The sequence below is a fragment of the Streptomyces sp. A0958 genome, assembly GCF_004795035.1.
Classification (GTDB): Bacteria; Actinomycetota; Actinomycetes; order Streptomycetales; family Streptomycetaceae; genus Streptomyces.
In genome coordinates, this window is record NZ_SSBK01000007.1 from 86486 (window position 1) to 102966 (window position 16481).

The window sequence follows — 16481 nt, forward strand, 5'->3', positions numbered from 1 at the left end:
GGGTACTGCGCGCTGCGACTCGGGGGGCGGGGTGGTACGTACGCGCTGTACGCGCCGCCTGGCTGAGGTTCGTAGCGGTGGCGTCGGTCAGGCGCTGGCGTTGCGCGCCCGGTTGCGAGCGGCGCGGCGCTTCATTGCGCGGCGCTCGTCCTCGCTGAGGCCACCCCAGACGCCGGAGTCCTGGCCGGACTCGAGCGCCCACTGCAGGCACTGCTCCATGACGGGGCAGCGACGGCAGACGGCCTTGGCTTCCTCGATCTGCAGCAGCGCAGGACCGGTGTTGCCGATGGGGAAGAACAGCTCCGGGTCTTCCTCACGACAAACGGCGTTGTGACGCCAGTCCATGGCTGCTACCTCTCCTTGGTATTACGTACTGTGGCTTGTGAATGTGAACGCTTTCACGAATCCCCCCGCAGGTACAGGGCCGACGCCCAGATGAACTGGTTGTGGTCCTGTGCAGTGAGGAGGGGTTCTGGCTTTCAGTGGAGGCCGTTGTTGCGGGCCGTCCCGATCGCCATGTAGAGATTCGCAAACCTCGGCTGCGGATACAACCCCTTCAGGAAAGTTTTTTTTGATTCCTCGGTGTCGGCTAGGTCACAGCCGTACTTCTAGAGGGTGGAAGCCAGTCCAAACGTTCGAGTTAAAGGACTTTGGTCCCTTCCACTCACACAATCACACGCAGTGCACGGCGTACGCCTGTGAACGTCACACTCGTACGCACTCCGAGGTGGTCACCGTCCATCTGGAAGGGCAGTGGCACCTTTGAATGCAAGGTGAAGTCCGTGAGGTCGTGCCGTGCAACCGCGTGCTTGCCGCGAGGGCCCTTCTCGGGGCTCGAAGTGAGCAGTTGGGTGGCGTAGCGGCTGACCGCCGCCGTGGACAGTTTCCGCAGGCCCAGCACGTCCAGGGCGGTGTCGAAGGAGGCCTTCGGGGCCGCGTAGATCGGCCGGTTCCCCAGGTACGTCCAGGGGGCCGTGTTGCAGATTATGGAGAGCGCGAGGTCGGTGACCGGCTCCTGGCCGGGCGCGTCGAGCGTTATCACACCCTGCCGCCGGTGTGGCTCGTCGAGGAACTGCCGGACCACCTGGCGCACGTACAGCGCATGGGTCGAACGCTTGCCGCGCTCGCGGTGCTGTTCGACCCGGCCGATCACCCCGGCGTCGAATCCGAGGCCGGCGCAGAAGGTGAACCAGCGTTCCGGCACCGATTCGTCCTCCGTGCCCGGCGTACCGGCCGCGAGGCCGAGGCCGACCGTGCGCTCCGTCCGGTCGGCCAGCGCGTCCAGAATGGCGCCGGTCGCCTCCACCGCGTCGTTGGGCAGCCCGAGGGCGCGCGCGAAGACGTTGGTGGAGCCGCCGGGCACCACGGCCAGCTTCGGCAGGCGGTCGAGGTCCGGGCCCCGGTGCAGCAGGCCGTTCACGACCTCGTTGACCGTACCGTCGCCGCCCAGCGCCACCACGAGATCGATGTCGTCGCTGTCGGCGGCCCGTCGCCCCAGGTCGCGGGCGTGCCCGCGGTACTCCGTGGTGACGGCCTCCAGCTTCATCTCGCTGGCCAGCGCGTGGATCAGCACGTCACGGGTCCGCGCACTGGTGGTGGTGGCAGCTGGGTTGACCACAAGAAGTGCGCGCATGACTGCCAGCCTACCTACCGCGGGGTTTCGGCCCGAAGTCCTGCCCGGTGGTCCTCACGCTCGGTGACGGTACGGGAGCGGGGCGGCGGCGCACCTCTCCCGTACGGGTGGTGCGGCGACCCCCGGGTTTCCTTTCCCGGGGCCGGGATGCCAACCTGCAAGGGTGAGTACTCAGCGACACGCGCCCTCGCCGGCCCCCTCGGCCGAGCCCGCGAAGCCGGCCAGGATCACGCTGGTGGCCGGGCTGAACGCCCTCGAAGGCGCGGCTCTGGCCGTCGGCGGGATCTACATGCTGGTGATGGGGCTGCTCGGCCGCCCCGACAGCCCGGAGCAGGCCGAGATGGGCGGGCTGACGGTGATCGCGCTGGGGCTGATCCCGCTCTTCGCCGCGCGCGGACTGCTGCGGCGGCGCAGCTGGAGCCGGGGCCCCGCGCTCATCACGCAGATCATCGCACTGCCGGTGGCCTGGACGCTGCTGCGGTCCCACGGGGTCCTGATCCCGGCCGGGGTCGTCCTCGCGGCGGTGGCGCTGACCGCGCTCTACCAGCTGGTCAGGCCCGCCACCATCGAGGCCCTCGGCATCCGCGGGCCGGGCGCGACGCCCGACGCGGACACCACCGACGCCTGACGCGCGCGAGGCCGCCGGGACGCCCCGGCAGCCTCGGTGGGCCGCGCCGCCTACTCCTCCACGAGCAGCCGCTCGCGCAGCTGCGCCAGCGTGCGGGCCAGCAGCCGCGAGACGTGCATCTGCGAGATGCCGACCTCCTGCGCGATCTGCGACTGGGTCATGTTGCCGAAGAACCGAAGCAGCAGAATCCGCTTCTCCCGCGGCGGCAGGTCCTCCAGCAGCGGCTTCAGCGACTCCCGGTACTCGACGCCCTCCAGCGCCTCGTCCTCGGAGCCGAGGGTGTCCGCTACGGCGGGGGCCTCGTCGTCCGTGTCCGGCACGTCCAGCGAGAGCGTGCTGTACGCGTTGGCCGATTCCAGGCCCTCCAGGACCTCTTCCTCGGAGATCCCCAGCCGCTCCGCCAGCTCGTGCACCGTGGGCGAGCGGCCGTGCTGCTGGGAGAGCTCCGCGGTGGCCGTGGTCAGCGAGAGCCGCAGCTCCTGGAGGCGGCGCGGCACCCGCACCGCCCAGCCCTTGTCGCGGAAGTGGCGCTTGATCTCCCCGACGACGGTGGGCGTCGCGTACGTGGAGAACTCGACGCCCCGCTCCGGGTCGAACCGGTCGACGGACTTGATCAGCCCGATCGTGGCGACCTGGGTCAGGTCGTCCAGCGGCTCCCCGCGGTTGCGGAAGCGGCGGGCCAGATGCTCCACCAGCGGCAGGTGCATCCGCACCAGCCGGTTGCGCAGCTCCGCCTTCTCCGGCGAGCCGTCGGGGAGCTTGCCCAGCTCGATGAACAACGCCCGCGCCCCGCTGCGGTCGTTTGGATCGTGGTGCCCGTGCTCGCTCATCTGGCCTGCCCGCTCCGCCTGCGACTGCTCCACCGCGACCGTAGTGCCGGCGGACCCGTCCGCCCCGTCCACCGCACGGGGCAGGTCCGCCCCGTCCACCGGATGAGGCAGGGCCTGCTGCTCCGGGATGCCTGCTGCGCGCACCACCCCTGGTCGGATCGTCTCGTCCCGCACAGGACCGTCCCCGTTCCCGTTGCTCACGCCGGCCCGGGTCCCGCGCCGCGCTGTTTGTACAGGCTGATGCTGACCGTACGGTCGTCGGCGACCGAGGAGTCGACCTTCCCGGCCAGGGCGGAGAGCACCGTCCAGGCGAAGGTGTCGCGCTCCGGGGCGCGGCCGTCCGTGGTCGGGGCCGCGACCGTCACCTCGAGTGAATCGTCGATGAGACGGAACACGCAGCTGAGGACGGAGCCGGGCACGGCCTGCTGGAGCAGGATCGCGCAGGCCTCGTCGACCGCGATGCGAAGGTCCTCGATCTCGTCGAGAGTGAAGTCCAAACGTGCTGCGAGACCGGCCGTGGCCGTGCGCAGCACCGACAGGTAGGCACCCGCAGCGGGCAGCCGGACCTCTACGAAGTCCTGATTCCCGGGCTCGCCTGCGATCTGGGACACCCTCACCTCCAAGGTGGCACAAACTCATTCGAGGTTCCGGGAAGGGCGCCCGGAGCCATGCGGTACGTCTTCGGTTCCAGTCCCGGCGACGCTATCGCCATCCATGATGCCGTGTCGCCGGAACCCCCTCCCGCGACTGTCACTCATGGTAGGCCCATGCGTACACACAGTGGGTAGGGGTCTGCGCCGGTCAATTACGAACGACGGGCGCCGGTTTGACGTACCCAGACGTCAGACGATCGAACCGTCCACGAAGCACCAACGCCAGTTCTCGCCGGCCTCGAAGCTCCGCATCACCGGGTGACCGGTCTCCTGGAAGTGCCCCGTGGCGTGCCGCGCGGGCGACGAATCGCAGCAGCCGACATGGCCGCAGTCCAGGCACAGTCGCAGTTGCACGGGCTGGGTGCCCGCCGCCCGGCACTCGAGACAGGTGTCGCTCAGGGGCGCGGGCTCGGGGCGCGGCAGGTCCGATACATGCGGGCACACACTCATGATGGCCAGGTTACGACGGATGCGAGGACGGTGAGATGGACGCATTGCCCCTGGTTGCACTGGTCGCGGCCAGTGCGGCGACGGCGGGTCTCGCCCGCCGCACGCCGGTGCCGGCCCCTCTCCTGCTGGTGGCCGTGGGGCTGATCGGCTCCTACGTGCCGGGGGTGCCGACGTACACCCTGGACGCGCACGTCGTGCTCCCGCTGCTGCTGCCGCCCCTGCTTTACACGGCCGCCGTGGACAGCTCCTACCTCGACCTGCGGGCCAACCTGCGGCCCGTCGCCCTGCTGTCGGTGGGCTACGTGCTGTTCGCGACCGTCGCGGTGGGCTGGCTGGCCTACCGGCTGGTGCCCGACCTGCCGCTCACCGCCGCCCTGGTGCTGGGCGCGGTGATCGCCCCGCCGGACGCCGTCACGGCCGCGGCCATCGCCCGCCGGGTCGGGCTGCCCGCGCGCGTCACGACGATCCTCCAGGGCGAATCCCTCGTGAACGACGCGACCGCGATCACCGCCTTCAAGGTCGCGCTCGCCGCCGCCGTGGGCGAGGGCATCAGCTGGGGCGCCGGGGTGGGCGAATTCCTCCTCGCCTCGGTCGGCGGCGTCGGGGTCGGCCTCCTGCTCATGGTGCCGCTGCACTGGCTGCGCACCCACCTCAGGGAGCCGCTGCTCCAGAACACCCTCTCGCTCCTGATCCCGTTCGTGGCGTACGCGGCGGCCGAGCGCGTGCACGCCTCCGGGGTGCTCGCCGTGGTCGTCGTCGCGCTGTACCTGGGCCACCGTTCCTGGCAGGTCGACTTCGCCACCCGGCTCCAGGAGGCCGCCGTCTGGAAGATGATCGCCTTCGTCCTGGAGTCCGCCGTGTTCGCGCTGATCGGCCTCCAGTTGCCGTTCGTGCTGAAGGGGCTCGGCACGTACGCCGTGGCGGAGGCCTTCGGATACGCGGTGGCGGTGTTCCTCGCCGTCGTCGTGGTCCGCTTCGTCTGGGTCTACCCGGCGACCTACCTGCCGCGGTGGCTGTCGCGGCGCATCAGGGAACGGGAGCCGCTGACGGACTGGACCTCGCCGCTGATCGTGGGCTGGGCCGGGATGCGCGGGGTCGTCTCGCTCACCATCGCCTTCTCCATCCCGCTGGTCACGTCCGACGGCGCGGCCTTCCCGGCCCGCAACCTGGTCCTGTTCCTGACGTTCACCACCGTCATCGGCACGCTCGTCATCCAGGGGCTCACGCTGCCGCTCCTGGTGCGCGTACTGAAGCTCCCGGGCCGCGACAGGCAGGCCGAGACGCTCGCCGAGGCGCAGGCCCAGAGCGAGGCGTCCACGGCCGCCGAAGCCCGCCTGGCGGACCTGCTCACCGACGAGCGCAACCGCCTGCCCCAGCCGCTCACCGACCGGCTGCGCACCGTCCTGGAACGCCGCCGCAACGCCGTGTGGGAGCGGCTGGGCGCGGGCAACCCGGTCACCGGCGAGTCGGCGGACGACACCTACCGGCGGCTGGCCGGCGAGATGATCGAGGCCGAGCGCGAGGTCTTCGTACGGCTGCGGGACGAGCGCAGGATCGACGACGAGATGATGCGGACCCTGCTGCGCCGCCTCGATCTGGAGGAGGCGGCGGCCTACCGGGAGGACGACGACAGGCCCTAACCGTCGGCGCCGGGGTCCGGGCGGCCGGTGATCACGGCCGCGACGCTGCTCCCGGCGGGGAACGCGCCCTCCTCGGCCAGCACCGTGAGCGCGTGCAGCATTTTGGCCACATACAGTCGCTCGACGGGCAGCCCGTGGCGGTCCTCGAAATCCTGTGCGAAGGCGTGCAGGGCGGGAGTCGTACGGGCGTAGCCGCCGAAGTGGAAGCGCTCGTCGAGCCACCAGTCGCCGGCCGGCCCGCCGAACGCCTCGCGTTGCAGCTCCCGTACCGCGTCACCGAGGAAGCCCCCGCGCAGGACCGGGACGCCGAGGGCGCGCTGCCCCGGTGCGAGGCCGGCGGCCAGCCCGGCCAGGGTGCCGCCGGTACCGCAGGCCACCGCGGCCACGTCGGCCACGCCCCGCAGTTCGCGCCCGAGCGCGGCGCAGCCCCGGGCCGCGAGGGCGTTGCTGCCGCCCTCGGGGACGACCTCGCACTCCCCGTGGGCGTTTCGCAGCTCGGCCAGGACCGCCGGATCGGCCTTGGCGCGGTAGGTGCGCCGGTCCACGAAGTGCAGCCGCATGCCGTCGGCCGCGCACCGGGCGAGCGAGGGGTTCAGCGGGCGGTCGGCCAGCTCGTCGCCCCGGACGACACCGATCGTGCGGAAGCCCAGCAGCCGGCCCGCGGCGGCGGTGGCCCGCAGGTGGTTGGAGTAGGCACCGCCGAAGGTCAGCACGGGGCGCCCGGCGGCGGCCGCCAGGTTGGGAGCGAGTTTGCGCCATTTGTTGCCCGGCAGGTCCGGGTGGATCAGGTCGTCGCGTTTGAGCAGCAGTGTCACGTCGTGCCGGGCGAAGCGCTCGTCCTCCACCCGCTGCACGGGCGAGGGGAGCACCGGGCGCAGCCGGGAGAGTCCGGGCATGTCGGGCGGCGGGGCGGGCGCATCGGGCATGCCGCCATTGTGGGTGTACGCTCCCGCCGCCCGAGCCCGAGGCGGCTACTTGAGGCGGTCGTGGACGCGGTCCCGCATGTCGGCCATCGTGAAGCCGCGCGGGTCCACCTTGCCGGGCTGCCACTCCAGGTGCCCGATGACCGAACGGGCGGTCCAGCCGTGGTGCCGGCAGATCGCCGCCGCGGCCTTCTCGATGGCTTCGAGCTGGGCGTCGGGCCACGGGTCCTTGCCGTCGCCGAGGTTCTCGCACTCGAAGCCGTAGAAGTGCCGGTTTCCGTCGGTGTTGGTCTCGTTGTCGCCGGGAAGGTGCTTCTTCTCGGCGACGACGGCACGCAGGACGTCGTCGTCGCCCAGTCCCGCGTGGTTGGTCCGTCCGTAGCCGACCAGGTGGACCCGGCCGTCCTTGGCGATGACGCCGTGGCACAGCGGCCCCGGCAGGTCGGGGTGGCCGTCGCGGCACATCCGTACGGTGGCGTCGGTTCCCTCGGTGGCGGAGTGATGGATCATCACACCGTTGACGGGGCCCCAGGAGCCCTTGTGGTTGCGGTTGTGGCTGCGCCAGTCGCCGACCTGGACGACGGTGAGCCCTTCGTCCTTCAGGGCGGCGAGGAAAGCGCTCGCGGACATGGGTGAGGACATGACCGACTCCTTTGGTGCGTGGGGGAGTGTGTCCGTACAGCGCTTCTACCCGTCGGGCAGGGCCCCGACCGGTCGCGGAGCAACCGCGGGGCCCTGTTCGGATGCTGTGCGAGCCGATCCGGTCAACTCGGCGAGGGTCGTGCGGTGGTCAGGAGGCGAGCCACAGGTCGGGGCCGAACACCTCGTAGTGGATGTCGGACGCCGGGACGCCCTTGGCGAGCAGCTGGGTGCGCACGGACCGCATGAAGGGCAGCGGACCGCAGAGGTAGGCGTGTGTGCCCGAGGCGATGACCAGGCCGCTCAGGTCGACCAGGCCGGTCCGGTCGGCGGGGTGGCCGTCCTGCGGGTCCTCGTACCAGAAGTGGGCCGCCGCGTCGGGGAGCTTGCCGGTGAGCGCGGCGTGGTCGCCGCGCATCGCGTGGTCGGCGGGGGAGCGGTCGCCGTGCACGACGGTGACCGGGGTGCGGTGCCCGGAGTCGGCGAGGTGCTCCAGCATCGACAGGATCGGGGTGCAGCCGATGCCCGCGGAGGCGAGCAGCAGGGGGGCGTCGGCGGACTTCAGCACCAGGTCGCCGTACGGGGCCGAGACCCGGAGCCGGTCACCGGCACGGACCCGGTCGTGCAGCTGCCGCGAGACCTCGCCGTCCGGGGCGCCGCCGCCGTGCACCCGCTTGACCGTGATCGAGCGGAGCGCCGAGCCGGGGGCGCAGGAGAGGCTGTACTGGCGTATCTGGCGGGCGCCGTCCGGCAGTTCTACCTGTACGGAGACGTACTGGCCGGGGCGGAAGGCGGGGGCCGGCGAGCCGTCGGCCGGGCGGAGGCGGAAGGTGGCGACGTCCTCGGTCTCCTCGGTGCGCGAGACGACCTCCCAGTCGCGCCAGACGTCACCGGCGACGACGCCCTGCTGCGCGTACAGCCGTTCCTCGATGGCGATCAGGGCGTTGGCCATCAGCCAGTAGACCTCGTCCCAGGCGGCGGCGACCTCGGGGGTCACCGCGTCGCCCAGGACCTCGGCGATGGCGGCGAAGAGGTGGGTGTGGACGACGTCGTACTGGGCGGCGGTGACGCCGAGCGAGGCGTGCTTGTGCGCGATACGGCTGAGCATCACGTCCGGACGTGTGTCGGGGTGCTCGATCAGCTGGGTCGCGAACGCGGCGATGGAACCCGCGAGTGCCTGGCGCTGGGCGCCGGAGGCCTGGTTGCCGCGGTTGAACAGGTCGCGCAGCAGCTCCGGGTGGGCGTCGAACAGCTTGCGGTAGAAGAGATCGGCGATGTCCCCGATGGCAGCGCCCACGGCGGGGAGGGTGGCGCGGACGGTGGCGGTCGACGACTCGGAGAGCATCGGTGACTCCTCGGATGTTGAATTGGCATCTGAGATGCGTATTTATGAGCAGTGTAGGAACCGGTCCCAGGGCCCGGTACGGCGGGGTGGGTCGAGAGGGTTGGGCCGGGCCCGGCGCCGGAGGCTCAGTCGCCGGGCGGGGGGCCGCTGCTGATGCCGATCAGGAGCGGGCCGGTGGGGGTGGCGACCAGTTCGGCGACGGTGAGCGGGTCGAGCGAGGCGTAGAAGGCATCCTCGGCCTGGCGCAGGGCGCCACGCAGCCGGCAGGCCGACCGCAGCGGGCACGGGGTGCCCCCCTCGCAGTCGACGACGTCTCCGGGCCCCTCCAGCTCGCGCACGAGACCGCCCACCGAGGCGGACCGGCCGGCGTCGGTGAGGGTGAGCCCGCCGCCGCGCCCGCGCCGGGCCTCGACCAGGCCGAGGTGCTGGAGGCGGGCCACGACCTTGGCGGCGTGCGAGTACGGCACCTGCATCGTCGCCGCCACCTCGCGGGTGGTCGGCGGGTCCTCGTGCTTCACGACGGCGAGGCGCATCAGCACGCGCAGCGCCACGTCCGTGAATCTCGTCAGCCGCATGACGGCGAGGCTAGGTTAATTTGCATGCGAGATACAAATTAGGGATCGGTCGGGGCATCGCGCAGCGTTGTGCCCAGCCCAAAGGCCGATTAGTCACACTCTTTTGTGTAATGGCGTGCCGCCTCCTCGTGCTGGAAGTCTTCTTCTCGCAGGTCAGCCGATAAATCGAGAGGACGACAGATGTCCGTTGGTGAAGAGGTTCAGAACGCGCAGGTGCCGCCGCAGCAGAGTCTCGGCACGGCGGCCGCGCGGAACCTCGCGACGACCACCAAGTCCGCTCCGCAGATGCAGGAGATCACCTCACGGTGGCTGCTGAAGATGCTTCCGTGGGTCCAGGTGCAGGGCGGTACGTACCGGGTCAACCGCCGGCTGAGCTACTCGGTCGGGGACGGCCGCGTGACGTTCGTACAGACCGGGGACCGGGTGGCGGTCATCCCGGCCGAGCTCGGTGAGCTCCCCGCCCTGAGGGACTTCGGGGACGAGGAGGTCCTCGCCGAACTGGCCAGGAGGTGTGAGCAGAGCGACATCCCCGCCGGGCAGCTCCTGGCCACGGCGGGCGAGGAGGCGGACCGGGTCTACCTGCTGGCGCACGGCAAGGTCGAGAAGATCGGCACCGGGCCCTACGGGGACGAGACGGTGCTCGGCGTCCACGCGGACGGGGCCTACTTCGGGGACCACTCCCTCATCGAGGGCGACGCAGTCTGGGAGTACACGGCCCGCGCCGTCACCGCGTGCACGGTGCTGACGCTCAGGCGGGCCGACGTGCTCAACCTCGCCGAGCGGGCCGAGCCGCTGCGCGACCACCTCGCCGGCCTGCTGGCCGTCCCGCAGCAGCGCACCAACAAATACGGCGAGGCGGAGATCGACCTGTCCGCGGGCCACGTCGGCGAGGCCGTCGTCCCGCACACGTACGTGGACTACGACGCCGCGCCCCGCGAGTACGAACTGAGCGTCGCCCAGACCGTCCTGAAGGTCCACAGCCGCGTCGCGGACCTCTACAACCAGCCGATGAACCAGACCGAGCAGCAGTTGCGGCTCACGGTCGAGGCGCTGCGCGAGCGCCAGGAGCACGAGCTGATCAACAACCGCGAGTTCGGCCTGCTCAACAACTGCGACTACGGCCAGCGGCTCCAGCCGCACGACGGGGTGCCCAGCCCCGACGACATGGACGAACTGCTCTCGCGCCGCCGCGGCTCCAAGCTCTTCCTCGCCCACCCGCGCGCCATCGCCGCCTTCGGCCGCGAGTGCAACAAGCGCGGACTGGTGCCGGAGAGCGTCGACATCGGCGGACACCGCGTGCCGGCCTGGCGCGGGGTGCCGATCTTCCCGTCCAACAAGATCCCGGTCAGCGACGCCCGCACCACCTCGATCATCTGCATGAGGACCGGTGAGGCCGAGCAGGGCGTCATCGGCCTCCAGCAGACGGGCATCCCGGACGAGATCGAGCCCAGCCTCTCGGTCCGTTTCATGGGCATCGACGAACAGGCGATCATCTCCTACCTCGTGACGGCCTACTACTCCGCGGCGATCCTCGTCCCGGACGCCCTCGGCGTCCTTGAGAACGTCGAGGTCAGCCGCTGGCGGTGAGCTCAGGGCGGCCCGGACCCGGCGGGGTCCGGGCCCCCGGCCCGCAGCGCGCGCAACCACAGCAACCACCCACGTCCCCGGCCCCCGGCGCGACAGCGGCCGAGGCGGGACGGCAACGACAGGGGTGACCGATTGACCATGACCCGAACAGACGCCGCGACCGAGGGCAACGAGGCCGCGGCCCTGCTGGAGTACACCCGTACCCTCGTCGACCCCCACCTGCGCGCCGCCGTCGCCTCCCTGCCCGGATCGCTCCGGCGGGTCGCGATGTACCACTTCGGCTGGGAGCACGCCGACGGCAGCCCGGCCGCGGGCGGCGCGGGCAAGGCGATCAGGCCGGCGCTCGTCCTGGCGGCCACCCGCGCGCTGGGCGGCGACCCCGAACAGGCCGTACGGGCGGCCGTCGCCGTGGAGCTGGTCCACAACTTCACCCTGCTCCACGACGACGTCATCGATGAGGACCACACCCGCCGCCACCGGCCCACCGCCTGGACGGTGTTCGGGGTCGCGGACGCCGTCATCGCCGGCGACGCGATGCTGGCCCTCGCCCAGCGGCTGCTGGCCGAGGACGACAGAGCGGTCTCGGCCCGCGCCTCGGCCAGACTCTCGACGTGCGTCATCGAGCTGTGCGCCGGCCAGCAGGCCGACTGCGCCTTCGAGGAGCGTGATCCGGACCAGGTCTCGCTGGACGAGTGCCTCACCATGGCCACGGCGAAGACGGGCGCGCTGCTGGGCTGCGCCTGTGCACTGGGGGCGCTCTACGCGGGCGCCGACGAACGGGCCGTCGGGGCGATGGACGGCTTCGGCCGGGAGGCCGGGCTCGCCTTCCAGCTGATCGACGACCTGATCGGCATCTGGGGGGACCCGGCGCAGACCGGGAAGCCGGTCGGCGCGGATCTCAGCGCCCACAAGAAGTCGCTGCCCGTGGTGGCCGCGCTCACCGCGGGCGGCCCGGCCGCGGCGGAGCTCGCCGCCCTGTACCGGGGTGCGATGAACACGCATGCCGAGGTGAGCCGCGCCTCGGCGGCCGTCGACAGAGCCGGCGGCCGGGACTGGGCGCAGGGCTGCGCCGGGGACCGGATGGCGCGCGCGGTGCACCACCTGTCCCGGGCGGTCCCTGACCTGTCGGCGGCGGGCGATCTGCTGGCCCTGGCGGAGTTCGTCACACGCCGCACGCACTGAGAATCCGGAGGCATGTGTGAGTGAGGGAAGGGGACGATCTACGGCAAGGCCACGGGGGTCGGGGGGACAACCGGAGGGGCAACCGGAGGGCGGCAGAGGTGTTGTCGGAGGCAGGGGCTACAGTCCCTGCTCATGACAGATGAGTCGTGGGCAGGGTGGTACCGGGACCGGCAGGGCTCCGACGCCGTCATCCTCACCACCGACGGGCAGCAACTCCGCATCCGTATCAGGGGCGTGGACTTCGAGGGCACGAGCTTCGACGGCCTGCGCCCGGTGGCCGGCGGACCGGTGGAGAGCGAGTTGTTCGCCCTGACGGACGGGGCGCTCAACGACTGCGTCCTGGAGTGGGACCTGCCGTTCCCCGTCACCGCGGAGGGGACGGAACGTCAGGCGACGCTCAGCTGCCTGTTGTCGTTGCGCAGGCCCGACCCGTATCTGTATCTGGAGCTGCAGTTCGGCGGGGCGGCCTTCCGGTCGCACCGGGCCGAGAACGACTTCGGGTCCGCGCTGGCCACGATCCAGCGGGAGCTGCCGCCCGGAGTCATGCTCAGGACCTGCATAGCCTGCGCCTTCTCCGACTACTTCCCGGCCCAGGACCCGGCCCCCGGGCGCGGCCTCTCCGGCGGGCTCGCCTGCTTCCGGGGCGCGAAGGAGGAGTACCGGGGCACGGCCGGTGAGCAGGACGTGCTCGGCCTGTGGGACCGGCGCACCGGCTTCGTCCAGGAGGTCTGGAGCTGCCGCGAGTTCGAGCCCCGGCCGACGGCGGGCGCGGGCACGGGGCACCGCGGAGCGTTCCCGCTCGAAACGGCCTGACCGCCCACCCCACCGGGGCTCGTTCTCTCGAACGCCGGACCGCCCGACGGCCTTGCGCCGCCGGGCGGTCCGGCGTTCCCGGCATCGCACCGCAGCTCCCCCTCTCGTCGCCATGGCCACATGTTTCGTTGCCACGGCCATGTTGTTTCGTTGCCACGGCCGCCTTGTTCTACTAGCATGCGAACAATGGAGGTTTTCATGAATCGGAAGCACGTCGGCCGCGTGGTCCTCGCCGCCCTGCCGTTCCTGCTCGCACTCGCCGCCGACCTGATCCTCTTCGCCTCCCGACGCGACCGGCTGCCCACGCAGCTGGCCAGCCATTTCGTGGGCAACGGCCGGGCGGACGACTACGCGGGCCAGACCTCGTACGTCGTCGTCACCACGCTGCTACTGCTCGGCACCGGCGTCCTGTGGACGCTGATGGCGGGCCTGGGGAAGTACTACGGCACGGCGGCCCGCACACTGATCGCCTCCGGCTACGCCGTCGCCGCGCTCCTCGGCTACCTGATGGCGGTCGTCATGCTCATCAACGTGGACGCGGCCGAGGACGCGCGGGGTCGGGGGCAGGACGTGTCGTTCCCCCTGTGGCACCTGGCCGTGGCCGTCGGGGTGGCCGCCGTCGCCTTCGGGCTGGGATTCCTGGTGACCGCGCTGGCCCCCGCGTCCGAGCCGGACGAGGGCGACGGGGCCGCCGGGGAGAGGAAGCGGATCGCGCTGCGTGCCGGTGAGGTCGCCGGGTGGGGGCGCGGCGCCGGCTCCTGGTGGCTGCCGCTCACCGCGCTCCTGATCCTCGGCTCGGGCGTCGCTCTGCTGTTCACCGTGAGCTGGCCCTTCGGCGTACCGGTCCTCGTCCTCGGGCTGCTCGCCGCGAGCTTCGTCCGCCCGTACGTGACCGTGGACCGGCGCGGGATCACCGTCTCCGGCCTGCTGCCCTGGCCGCGCGTCCACATCCCGCTCGACCGGATAGAGGGGGCGACCAGCCGCGACATCAACCCGCTCACCGAGTACGGCGGCTGGGGCTACCGCATCCGCCCCGGCCGCACCGGCGTCATAACCCGCTCCGGGGAGGGCATCGTGGCGCGCCTGGTCAACGGCCGGGACTTCGCGGTGACCGTGGACGACTCGGCGACCGGCGCCGCGCTGCTCAACACCCTGATCGACCAGCGCCGGACGGAACACTGACCATGCTCTTCCGGGTCGACCCCACCTCCACCGTGCCGCTCGGGGACCAGATCGCGGCCTGCGTCCGCCGCGCCGTGGCCGACGGCGCGGCGGCCCCCGGGGAGCGGTTGCCCGCCGCCCGGGTCCTCGCCGAGTCGCTCGGCGTCAACGTGCACACGGTCCTGCGCGGCTACCAGCGGCTGCGCGAGGAGGGCCTGATCGAACTGCGCCGGGGACGGGGCGCAGCCATCGCCGACGGCGCGTCCCCGCACCGCGCCCGCCTGGTGGAACGGGTGCGCGAGACGGTCGGCGAGGCCCGCGGCCTGGGGCTGACGCTGGACGAGCTCCAGGCTCTCGTGAGTAACGAATTCGGTGCCGGCTGACGGCCGGTGGGCCGCCCCGTCCTGCGAGGCGGCCCACCGGCGGGACCGGTACGGTCAGGAACCGCCGGCGGTGAGCGCGGCCGCGAAGCCGTACTGCCACAGGTAGTTCACCTGGTTGCGCTCGTTGGCGTCCGGATACGGGTTGGTGCAGGACGGGCCGGGGCCGCCGCCCGACATCAGCTCGCTGCACGGGCCCGTGTAGTGGTCCGGCAGACCGAGCACGTGCCCGGTCTCGTGGGTGGTGACCCGGGTCGAGTCGTACTGCTGGTTCTGCGCGTAGTCCAGGAATATGTAGCCGCTGCCGTGCCCGTCGGTGCTCGCGTAGGAACCGCTCGGGTCGTTGCCCTCGTAGTAGGCGAAGTCGGCGTTCGAGCCCTCCTGGAGCCGGACGTTGGAGACCGAGCTGTTCCAGATCTGCGCGCTGTTGGCTATCTGGGTGCGGAAGCTCGGGGCGTTGGCGGTGCTGTAGACGATGGTGACGGCCTGGGCGCCCGGGTGGGCGGCCCGCTTCTCGGCCACCGACTTCGCGACCGTCTCGAAGAACGCCTTGTTGGCGGCGGCGCTCTCGTGCGAACCGGGGTGGGCGGAGTACGCCACGTGCGCGGTGGGGGCGGCGGACGTGGGGTTGGCGATCGCGGGGGCGGTGCCCAGCGCGGCGGCGATGCCGAGGCCGAGGCCGAGCACGGCCGACATGACGGTCCTGGGGTGTCTCATGTGGGGGGTCTCCTACCAGTTACCTGTCAGAGGAACCCGTCCGATGATCGGACTCGGACGGGGTCGGTACGCAGAGAGTGTCGGGGAAGCGGAGCCCGGGCGGATGATGTCAGCCGGTGATAGCGCCGCACTATCACTCGCGTACGGCCCACGGGCGCACGCGCCGTACACACCCGGTGCACGCTCCCCGTCCACCGCCCCGACCGCCGGTGAATTGCGCGCCTTTGACAGGGTTACGGCCCGTGGTGCGCTCGGTCGGGTCGCCCTACCCTCGGCAGCATGGAGCTTGAGGTGAGGCACCTCAGGGCGCTGTGCGCCATCGCCGACACCGGCAGCCTGCACCGGGCCGCCCGCACACTCGGCGTGAGCCAGCCCGCGCTCACCACCCAGCTGCGCCGGATCGAGAACGCGCTGGGCGCCGAACTCTTCAGCCGCGGACGCACCGGCTGCCGCCCCACCCTCCTCGGCCGCGCCGTCCTCAGCCGCGCCCGCCCCCTGGTCGACGGCATGAGCGCCCTGGTCAGCGACGCGAAGGCGGAGGTGGACGCCGCCCGGGCCGAAGGGCCACGGCTGCGCATCGGCTGCACCGCGAGCCGGGTCATCGGCGGCTGGCTGCGCCGCCTGCGGCTGCGACTGCCCGGCACGGACATCTCGCTGCGGGTCGACGTGTCCGCCCACGCCCTGCTGCGCGCGGTCGGGGCGGGGCGGCTCGACGTCGCCTTCGTGCACGAGGTGGAGGGCTGCCCGCTCGCCGTACCGGAAGGCCTGGAACAGCGGGTGCTCGTAGACCGCGAACCGCAGTTCGTCTCCATGGCCCGTGACCACCCGGCCGCCGCGCTGCCCGTCGTCGACCTCACCGACCTGGCCGCCGACCGGTGGATGGTCGACCCCACGGTGGACGGCGAGTGGGACGGGCTGCGCCGGGTGTTCAGCGCGGCCGGGGTGGCGCCCGCCGTGCTGCACGGCGACTACCTGACCGCAGCCTCCCTCGTCGTCCTCGGCGAGGCGGTCGCCCCGTGCCAGCCGACCTCGGGCCCGCGCGACGACATGGCGATCCGCCCCCTGCGCGACGACCCGCTCGGCGTCCGGCTGCTCCTCGTCTCCCGGCCGGGCGCCGACACGGCGGCGGTCTACGGCGAACTCGAGGCCGCCTACCGCGAGGCGGCCCGGCGGGTGGCCGGATACCACCAGTGGCTGCTGCGCCACCGCAGCCCGCTCCTGACGTCCACCGCCTCCGCCGAGTTCCCGGTCCGGTCCGATTCCGCCGAGAGCGTGGACCGTTCCGGACCGCCGCGCCGCAGGGCAGAGTCACCATCATGAGGCTT

The 16481-nt window shown here is 71.8% G+C and carries 18 protein-coding genes; 8 read left to right on the forward strand and 10 right to left on the reverse strand.

Annotated elements, in window-relative coordinates; translation table 11 throughout:
- Positions 1–87: 87 nt before the first annotated feature.
- Entirely contained in the window at positions 88–345 is a 258-nt protein-coding gene (locus E6P78_RS10065; protein ID WP_003953983.1) for a WhiB family transcriptional regulator, read from the reverse strand.
- A gap of 319 nt (positions 346–664) precedes the next feature.
- Entirely contained in the window at positions 665–1633 is a 969-nt protein-coding gene (locus E6P78_RS10070; protein ID WP_136203201.1) for a diacylglycerol kinase family protein, read from the reverse strand.
- A 235-nt stretch (positions 1634–1868) separates the two neighbouring features.
- On the opposite strand from E6P78_RS10070, the gene E6P78_RS10075 reads away from it, so the two are divergent.
- The gene (locus E6P78_RS10075; protein ID WP_136203342.1) at positions 1869–2261 is read left to right on the forward strand and encodes a hypothetical protein; all 393 of its coding nucleotides are present in this window, start codon (positions 1869–1871) and stop codon (positions 2259–2261) included.
- Between the two features lie 50 nt (positions 2262–2311).
- Here the strand turns inward: E6P78_RS10075 and E6P78_RS10080 are convergent, their stop codons facing one another.
- The 3 genes from E6P78_RS10080 to E6P78_RS10090 all read right to left on the reverse strand — a co-directional run bounded on the left by E6P78_RS10080 (position 2312) and on the right by E6P78_RS10090 (position 4194).
- On the reverse strand, positions 2312–3265 hold the full coding sequence (locus tag E6P78_RS10080; protein WP_136203343.1) for an RNA polymerase sigma factor SigF: 954 nt from the start codon (positions 3263–3265) through the stop codon (positions 2312–2314).
- A 23-nt stretch (positions 3266–3288) separates the two neighbouring features.
- Positions 3289–3702: an anti-sigma regulatory factor gene (locus E6P78_RS10085; RefSeq protein WP_018105584.1), complete on the reverse strand. Its 414-nt coding sequence runs from the start codon at positions 3700–3702 to the stop codon at positions 3289–3291.
- Between the two features lie 231 nt (positions 3703–3933).
- Positions 3934–4194, reverse strand: a complete 261-nt coding sequence (locus E6P78_RS10090; protein WP_136203202.1) for a UBP-type zinc finger domain-containing protein — start codon at positions 4192–4194, stop codon at positions 3934–3936.
- Positions 4195–4229: 35 nt separating this feature from the next.
- On the opposite strand from E6P78_RS10090, the gene E6P78_RS10095 reads away from it, so the two are divergent.
- Positions 4230–5834, forward strand: coding sequence for a Na+/H+ antiporter (locus E6P78_RS10095; protein ID WP_136203203.1), 1605 nt, complete (start codon positions 4230–4232; stop codon positions 5832–5834).
- On the opposite strand, the gene E6P78_RS10100 is transcribed toward E6P78_RS10095, so the two are convergent.
- From E6P78_RS10100 to E6P78_RS10115, 4 genes are all read right to left on the reverse strand, one after another.
- Complete coding sequence (locus E6P78_RS10100) at positions 5831–6760, reverse strand: pyridoxal-phosphate dependent enzyme (protein WP_206307772.1); 930 nt, start codon at positions 6758–6760, stop codon at positions 5831–5833. The two genes, E6P78_RS10095 and E6P78_RS10100, sit on opposite strands and share 4 nt — an antisense overlap.
- A gap of 45 nt (positions 6761–6805) precedes the next feature.
- Positions 6806–7399 (reverse strand): N-acetylmuramoyl-L-alanine amidase, encoded by a 594-nt coding sequence (locus tag E6P78_RS10105; RefSeq protein WP_136203204.1) that lies wholly within the window; start codon positions 7397–7399, stop codon positions 6806–6808.
- A 148-nt stretch (positions 7400–7547) separates the two neighbouring features.
- Complete coding sequence (locus E6P78_RS10110; RefSeq protein ID WP_136203205.1) at positions 7548–8741, reverse strand: globin domain-containing protein; 1194 nt, start codon at positions 8739–8741, stop codon at positions 7548–7550.
- A gap of 125 nt (positions 8742–8866) precedes the next feature.
- Positions 8867–9316, reverse strand: a complete 450-nt coding sequence (locus tag E6P78_RS10115) for an Rrf2 family transcriptional regulator (protein ID WP_136203206.1) — start codon at positions 9314–9316, stop codon at positions 8867–8869.
- A 180-nt stretch (positions 9317–9496) separates the two neighbouring features.
- Between E6P78_RS10115 and E6P78_RS10120 the strand changes: the two genes are divergently transcribed.
- The 5 genes from E6P78_RS10120 to E6P78_RS10140 all read left to right on the forward strand — a co-directional run bounded on the left by E6P78_RS10120 (position 9497) and on the right by E6P78_RS10140 (position 14442).
- A complete protein-coding gene (locus tag E6P78_RS10120) occupies positions 9497–10903 on the forward strand; it encodes a family 2B encapsulin nanocompartment shell protein (protein WP_136203207.1) in 1407 nt (468 codons plus the stop codon).
- Between the two features lie 138 nt (positions 10904–11041).
- Positions 11042–12085 carry a family 2 encapsulin nanocompartment cargo protein polyprenyl transferase gene (locus tag E6P78_RS10125; RefSeq protein WP_136203208.1) on the forward strand — a complete coding sequence of 348 codons (1044 nt, stop codon included), beginning with the start codon at positions 11042–11044 and terminating at the stop codon, positions 12083–12085.
- Positions 12086–12217: 132 nt separating this feature from the next.
- Positions 12218–12898 carry a DUF6304 family protein gene (locus E6P78_RS10130; protein WP_136203209.1) on the forward strand — a complete coding sequence of 227 codons (681 nt, stop codon included), beginning with the start codon at positions 12218–12220 and terminating at the stop codon, positions 12896–12898.
- A gap of 198 nt (positions 12899–13096) precedes the next feature.
- A complete protein-coding gene (locus E6P78_RS10135) occupies positions 13097–14080 on the forward strand; it encodes a DUF1648 domain-containing protein (protein ID WP_136203210.1) in 984 nt (327 codons plus the stop codon).
- A 2-nt stretch (positions 14081–14082) separates the two neighbouring features.
- Positions 14083–14442 (forward strand): GntR family transcriptional regulator, encoded by a 360-nt coding sequence (locus tag E6P78_RS10140; RefSeq protein ID WP_136203211.1) that lies wholly within the window; start codon positions 14083–14085, stop codon positions 14440–14442.
- Between the two features lie 54 nt (positions 14443–14496).
- On the opposite strand, the gene snpA is transcribed toward E6P78_RS10140, so the two are convergent.
- On the reverse strand, positions 14497–15156 hold the full coding sequence (gene snpA, locus E6P78_RS10145; protein WP_206307773.1) for a snapalysin: 660 nt from the start codon (positions 15154–15156) through the stop codon (positions 14497–14499).
- A 279-nt stretch (positions 15157–15435) separates the two neighbouring features.
- Between snpA and E6P78_RS10150 the strand changes: the two genes are divergently transcribed.
- Positions 15436–16476 (forward strand): LysR family transcriptional regulator, encoded by a 1041-nt coding sequence (locus E6P78_RS10150; protein ID WP_240799132.1) that lies wholly within the window; start codon positions 15436–15438, stop codon positions 16474–16476.
- Positions 16477–16481 lie beyond the last annotated feature (5 nt).